The sequence below is a fragment of the Roseibium sp. genome (assembly GCF_025698965.1).
Classification (GTDB): Bacteria; Pseudomonadota; Alphaproteobacteria; order Rhizobiales; family Stappiaceae; genus Roseibium.
Window position 1 is genome coordinate 1 of sequence record NZ_JAILWL010000353.1, and the last position, 6,906, is coordinate 6,906.

The 6,906-nt window shown below is 55.8% G+C and carries 6 protein-coding genes; all 6 read left to right on the forward strand.

Annotated elements, in window-relative coordinates; all coding sequences use genetic code 11:
• Positions 1-1,104, forward strand: a 1,104-nt coding sequence (locus K5905_RS23510) for an acyl-CoA dehydrogenase C-terminal domain-containing protein (RefSeq protein WP_297588489.1), incomplete at its 5' end; no start/stop codon positions are given.
• Positions 1,105-1,209: 105 nt separating this feature from the next.
• Entirely contained in the window at positions 1,210-1,848 is a 639-nt protein-coding gene (locus K5905_RS23515; protein ID WP_297588491.1) for a glutathione S-transferase family protein, read from the forward strand.
• Positions 1,849-1,875: 27 nt separating this feature from the next.
• Entirely contained in the window at positions 1,876-3,084 is a 1,209-nt protein-coding gene (locus K5905_RS23520) for an acetyl-CoA C-acetyltransferase (RefSeq protein ID WP_297588493.1), read from the forward strand.
• A gap of 3 nt (positions 3,085-3,087) precedes the next feature.
• A complete protein-coding gene (locus tag K5905_RS23525; protein ID WP_297588495.1) occupies positions 3,088-3,465 on the forward strand; it encodes a cupin domain-containing protein in 378 nt (125 codons plus the stop codon).
• Positions 3,466-3,483: 18 nt separating this feature from the next.
• Positions 3,484-5,694: a 3-hydroxyacyl-CoA dehydrogenase NAD-binding domain-containing protein gene (locus K5905_RS23530; RefSeq protein ID WP_297588496.1), complete on the forward strand. Its 2,211-nt coding sequence runs from the start codon at positions 3,484-3,486 to the stop codon at positions 5,692-5,694.
• 155 nt (positions 5,695-5,849) lie between these two features.
• The coding region (locus K5905_RS23535; protein WP_297588499.1) for an AraC family transcriptional regulator at positions 5,850-6,906 on the forward strand (1,057 nt) is incomplete at its 3' end.

Below are 6,906 nucleotides of genomic sequence, written 5' to 3' on the forward strand. Positions count from 1 at the left end.
GTGCCGCGCAACCAGGTGGCGGAAGACGGATCGGTCGGTGACAACAACGGCGTTTCCTGCGGCTCGATCGAACACAAGATGGGCATTCACGCCAATTCAACCTGTGTCATGAATTATGACAATGCCACCGGCTGGCTTGTCGGCGAGGAGAACAAGGGCTTGAGGGCCATGTTCACCATGATGAATGAAGCCCGCCTAGGCGTGGCTGTTCAGGGCCTCTCCCAGTCCGAAGTCGCCTATCAGAACGCGGTCACCTATGCGCAGGACCGTCTGCAGGGCCGCTCTCTGACGGGTCCGAAAAACCCCGACAAAGCGGCTGATCCGATCATCGTCCATCCGGATGTGCGCCGTACCCTGATGTCGATCCGGTCCTTCAACGAAGCTGCACGTGCCCTTATTATCTGGACAGCCTTGCATGGCGATGTCTCCCATCGTTCCGAAGATGAAAAGGAAAAGCAGTTTTCCGATGACATGATGGGACTGATGACCCCTGTCCTAAAAGGTGTTCTTACCGACACCGGATTTGCCAATACCGTGAATGCCCAGCAAATGTATGGCGGTCACGGTTACATCGCAGAATGGGGTATGGAACAGTTTGTCCGCGATGCCCGCATTGCCATGATCTATGAAGGCGCCAATGGAATTCAGGCGCTGGACCTTGTCGGCCGTAAACTGCCTGCCGACGGGGGCCGCGCCGTGATGAGTTTCTTTAATGAAGTCAATACGTTCCTGAAAGAAAACAAGGACAACGAAGATCTTGCTGCGTTCACCGGCCCCTTGAAAAAAGGTGCCGACGACCTTCAGGCGGCCACAATGTGGTTCATGAACAATGCCATGAAGAACCCGGACAACGCCGGAGCCGGGTCGGTTGACTATATGCATCTCTTCGGGCTGGTGGCGCTCGGATACATGTGGACCAAGATGGCCAAAACCATCAAGGAACAGCTCGGCGAAGGTGCTGGCGACAAGACAGAATGGTTGGAAAACAAGCTTGTCTTCGGCACGTTCTTCATGGAACGGACGATGCCTGAAACCGCAGCTCACCTGGCCCGGATTTCTTCCGGTTCACAAACCATGATGTCCATTGACGCCGAGGCGTTCTGATCCCACCCGGCCCGGTTCCCGCCGGGCCGGAAATCAACCCAAGCAAATCGATACTGCCCGGTGTAGGCTCTCGCCGGATTCGATTTGCCAGGGAGATTTCAAGTTATGGCTGAATACGTTCTTCATTGCATGGCCCAGTCCGGGCACTCGTACAAGGCAGCCTTGATGCTGGAACTGTGCGGTGCCGATTGGGAACCCAAGTGGGTCGATTTCTTCAACGGGGAAACCCGGACTGAAGAGTTTCGCAGCACTTTGAACGAAATGGGTGAAGTTCCGGTTCTGGTCCAGGGCACAAATATCCTGACCCAATCTGGCGTCATTCTGGATTACCTGGTTGAGCAGTTCGGCAAGTTCGGCTGGGAAAATGACGACGAGCGCCGCGAAATCCTGCGCTGGACCATTTTCGATAACCAGAAGGTCTCCGGAATGATCGGCCCGCTGCGGTTCATGCGTTCACTTGCCAAGACCGGAGAAAACGACGTGACCAAGTTCATCGATGGACGGGCGAAAGGTGCGCTTGCCATTCTGAACAAGCATTTCCAGAAGAACGAATTCGCCATCGGGACAAGGCCGACAACCGCCGATCTGTCGTTGTGCAGTTATCTCTACGTACGGGACGAAACCGGTATCGATTTTGAGCCCTACCCCCAAGTCATCGCCTGGCTGGACCGCATCAAGGCCCTGCCCGGCTGGAAACATCCTTATGACCTCATGCCCGGCCACCCAATGCCGGATGCAAAGTAACACTGATCTGATCTAGAGGAGGATCTGATGCCTGAAGCCTATATTTATGATCACGTGCGGACCCCGCGCGGCCGCGGCAAAAAGGACGGTTCGCTGCACGAAGTGCCGTCCGTACGGCTGGCGGCAACGGCGCTGGAATCCATTCGCGACCGCAACAACATCGACACTGCCAAGGTGGACGACGTTGTTCTGGGATGTGTGGATCCGGTCGGGGAAGCAGGCGGCGATATTGCTCGCGCTGCCGTTTTCGCCGCTGATTACGATACTTCGGTTCCAGGCATGCAGATCAACCGCTTCTGCGCCTCTGGATTGGATGCGGTCAACATGGCCTCGGCTCAGGTGATGGCCGGTCAGCACAAGCTGGTCATCGCCGGTGGCGTGGAAAGCATGAGCCGTGTCGGCATTGGCGCCTCGGGCGGTGCATGGCCGATCGAACCCCAGGTGGCGATCCCTTCCTATTTCATGCCGCAAGGTGTTTCCGCCGACCTGATCGCGACCAAGTACGGGTTCACACGGGACGACTGCGACGCCTATGCGGTGGAAAGTCAGAAACGCGCCGGAAAATCCTGGGAAGAAGGCCGCTTTTCCAAATCGGTCGTACCTGTCAAAGACATTAACGGCATTACCATCCTCGACCGTGACGAACACATGCGGCCGGAAACCGACATGCAATCTCTCGCCTCGCTCAATCCATCCTTTGAGCTGATGGGCAGCATGGGCGGTTTCGACGCCGTCGGCATTCAGGCACATCCGGAAATCGAGTCCCTCAGGCACGTGCATCATGCGGGTAACTCGTCAGGCATTGTCGACGGAGCCGCCGCAGTTCTCATCGGCTCCAGCACGGCCGGCCGGTCCTCCGGGCTGAAGCCGCGCGCCCGGATCAAGGCGTTTGCCAACATCGGCTCAGAACCCGCCTTGATGCTCACAGGTCCGGTGGACGTAACTGAAAAGCTCTTGAAAAACGCCAAGATGGAGATGAAGGATATCGACCTCATCGAAATCAACGAAGCTTTTGCCTCGGTGGTTCTGCGCTATCAGCAGGCATTTGACCTTGACCCCGAGACCGTCAACGTCAATGGCGGTGCAATTGCCATGGGTCACCCTCTTGGCGCAACCGGTGCAATGATCCTGGGCACGGTCCTCGATGAACTGGAACGCCGCGATCTCAACACCGCTCTGGTCACTTTGTGCATCGGTGCGGGAATGGGTACGGCTACCGTTATCGAACGGGTCTGATCCATGCTCGGCACTACCGACAAGGAGTTTGCGCAGACCAACGACCGCTGGTTCTCCCGTGTGGTGTCCGAAGTCGTTGATCAGAGCGACCAACTTGCCAAGTTGAATGGCAAATTCGTCTGGCATGACCACAAAAACGAGGTCGAATTTTACCTCGTCCAGGAAAGCCTGACCATTTGCTGCCGCGCCCGGGACAACGTCGTCCTGAGAACCGGAGACAGGCATGTCGTACCCAAGAGCCTCGAACACAGATCGATCGCAGCGGAAGAAAGCTGGATGATGCCGTTCGACGGCTCCGAGACCAAATACAGGCGAGCGAATTACAGAGTCGGCAGCGCAACACTCCATCCATTGCAGACTGCCTGCTCAAGCGACGCTTGATCCGAGGAGGATTTTCAAATGAGCTACAAGAATTTCACAATCGAAACCGACGAAGACGGCCTTGCCGTTATCAGCTGGGATATGCCGGAAAAGTCGATGAATGTAATCGACCTTTCAGTCATGGATGAACTGGACCAGATCATCGACCAGGTGGTTGGCGACGATGCCATCAAAGGCGCGGTCATCACATCCGGCAAATCGGCGTTTTCCGGCGGGGCGGACCTGACCATGCTGGAAGGACTGTTGAAGGACTTCCACATCCAGCGCAGCAAGGACCCGGAAGCGGCTGCCAAAGCGCTTTTCGAAGGCTCCCGCAAGCTGACACAGGTCTATCGCAAACTTGAAACCTGCGGCAAACCGTTTGTCGCCGCAGTTGCCGGAACCTGCATGGGAGGCGGAACGGAACTGGCCCTTGCCTGTCACGGCCGGGTCGTCGACGAGGGCCTGAAAATGGGTCTGCCTGAGGTCAAGGTTGGCCTTTTCCCGGGGGCCGGTGGTACGCAGCGTGTGATGCGCATGACCGATGGTCAGCAGGGAATGCAATTCCTGCTTCAGGGACGGACTCTGCGCGCACCCCAGGCCAAGCAGATGAAGCTGGTGGACGAAGTTACCGGAACTCGCAAACTGGTTGCCGCTGCCAAGAAGATGCTGAAGGCGGGCCTCGACCCGGTCAAGGACTGGGACAAAAAGGGCTACAAGCTGCCGAACGGCAAAATCTATTCCCCGGCAGGTTTCCAGTTCTGGCCGGCAGCCAATGCGATCTACAGGCGAGAGACTTTCGACAACTATCCGGGAGCCCGCTATCTGCTTCATGCGGTTGTCGAGGGCCTGCAGCTGCCGATGGATCTCGCCCTCCAGGTGGAAAGTCGCTATTTCGCCAAGGTGCTTCAGACACCGGAAGCGGCCAACATGATCCGCTCGCTGTTTGTTTCCATGCAGGAGCTGAACAAACTGGCCCGCCGTCCGGTTGACCAACGCCCGAACAAGATCAAGAAAATCGGCATACTGGGTGCCGGGTTCATGGGTGCCGGGATCGCCTATGTCACGGCACAGGCCGGCATCGATGTCGTCCTGATCGATCGAGACCAGGAAGCTGCCGACAAGGGCAAGGCGCATTCGGACGAACTGATCAGCAAGGCTATCAAGCGTGGCCGGGCAACCGAAGAACAGAAGGAAAAGCTTCTGTCGAAGATCACGGCCACTGCCGATTATGAAGCGCTGGCTGATTGCGATCTGGTCATCGAAGCTGTGTTTGAGGATCGCGAGATCAAAAAGGTGGTGACCGAAAAGGCCGAGGCGGTGATGAAGTCCCGCGCCATTTATGCCTCCAACACCTCGACATTGCCGATCACATCATTGGCCCAGGCTTCAAAACGGCCGAAGAATTTCATCGGTATTCACTTCTTCTCGCCTGTCGACAAGATGATGTTGGTGGAAGTCATTTTGGGCAAGCGCACGTCCGATCGGGCGCTCGCTATGGCTCTCGACTATATCAAGGCGATCAAGAAAACACCGATTGTCGTCAATGACAGTCGCGGCTTCTACACGTCCCGCGTGGTAATGACCTATATCCGCGAAGGCCTGATGATGCTGGCAGATGGTGTTCCGGCCGCCATGATTGAAAATGCCGGTAAAATGGCCGGGATGCCGGTTGGCCCGTTGTCGCTTGGCGACGAAGTGGCTCTCGATCTCGCCTGGAAAATCGTTTCCGCAACACGCAAGGATCTCGGCGTCAAATATGTCGAAGGCCCCCTGGACAATATCCTTGAGGAAATGGTGGTCAAGCAGGAACGCTTCGGCCGCAAGAACGGCAAGGGGTTTTACGACTACAAGGGCAAGGACAAGAGCCTTTGGCCGGGCATTCCGGATGTTGTCGGCCAGCCGAAATCCGCCGAGAGCTTCAACATTGAAGAACTGAAACAACGTCTTCTGGTGATGCAGGCCCTTGAAACGGCACGGATATTTGAGGAGAAATGCCTCACGGATGTTCGGGAAGCCGATGTCGGTTCAATCCTGGGCTTTGGCTTTGCCCCCTATAGCGGTGGAACACTCAGCTACATCGACATGATGGGCACACCGGCCTTTGTTGAACTTTGCAAGAAGTTCACCAGGAAGTGGGGCCCGCGCTTCAAGCCGAACAAGCTCTTGAGAGATATGGCGAAAGAAAACGCCACGTTCTACGGCAAATTCCCGCCGCACGCCGAAGTCAGCGAAAAAGACGCTGCTTAAGGCCTCCGAAGCACCGCCTTCCTCCGGGAGGCGGTGCTTCATATATTCTATATTCAGCATATTAGATGTTAGCAAAATACGACGTAACTTGATCCGGGCCGCCTGGTCATGCACAGTTCGCCAAACAAAAGTGCACGTGTCGGCTGGAGAACCAAATGCCGCTTGAAGGCGAATGGGCACGCGCGGACGTTTTTCGTGTCCTGCGCGATATTTGTTCAAATGAAGATTTGGACTGGCCCGGCATCGCAAAGCGTTACAACTTTGACCTTGCAAGCATGGAAGACCCGGAAGGGATCGTCCCCATCACGGCATGGCACGGCGTATTTGAACATGTGGCAGCCCATCTGGATGACGATGCCGCAATGTTCGACATATTCAACAATGTCGATATCGGCTGTTTCTCTATCTTCGATTATCTGTTCGCCTGTGCCCCCAGTCTGAGGGAAGCCTGTCAGGCCTGGGTGAAATTCATCCCGATCCGGACGAATGCCTACAGGATGGTGTTCGAGGAAACCGAAACCGGTGGATACGTGGAATGGCCCATCCTGGAAGGCCGTGGCGAATGGCGGCAAAACATGTTTGCCCGTATTGGCTGGGCGACGCAGCAATTGGAACATGCCCTGGACATGCAGGTACCACCGATCCTTATCGAACTTGCTACGGTGCCTCCCACTCACACTTCGGCATTTCAGAAAAAGTATCAGGGTCGTCTGATTTTCGGTGCACCGTATAACCGCATCTCCTTTCCACGGTCGCTGCTTTCCCGGTCTTTGCGCCGCAATGACAGCCATCTTTACGAAATCATCCTGAAAGCCGCCTCGGGTGAGATGGACAAATTCGGGCAAATGGAATCGCCGCTATCCAGAATTGCCAATGAAGTCGCCTCCAATCTTTCTCATGGAGCCAGTACTCTTCCGCAAATTTCCGGCAAACTGGGGATGTCGCAGCGCGCGGTTCAACGTCTTTTGGAGAAAGAGGGAACAAGTTTTCGCAAACTCAGCGAAGAAATCCGTCGTTCGGCGGCAGAGCGTTATCTTTGCAGAACAGATCTGCCCATGAAGGAAATCGCCTATCTGCTGGGTTTTTCCGAACTCAGCACGTTCTCAAGAGCAGTGAAGACCTGGTTCGGCGTTTCCCCAAGGAAAGTTCGCGAATCCCACCCATGCGCCAATCGGTCAAATCCGTTGAAAAAGACACTAGAAGGCAGGGTAC

Bases quoted from the DNA above. Each gene is read 5' to 3' on its own strand.
- K5905_RS23515 (WP_297588491.1), top strand. From the start codon at position 1,210: ATGGCTGAATACGTTCTTCATTGCATGGCCCAGTCCGGGCACTCGTAC.
- K5905_RS23520 (WP_297588493.1), top strand. From the start codon at position 1,876: ATGCCTGAAGCCTATATTTATGATCACGTGCGGACCCCGCGCGGCCGC.
- K5905_RS23525 (WP_297588495.1), top strand. From the start codon at position 3,088: ATGCTCGGCACTACCGACAAGGAGTTTGCGCAGACCAACGACCGCTGG.
- K5905_RS23530 (WP_297588496.1), top strand. From the start codon at position 3,484: ATGAGCTACAAGAATTTCACAATCGAAACCGACGAAGACGGCCTTGCC.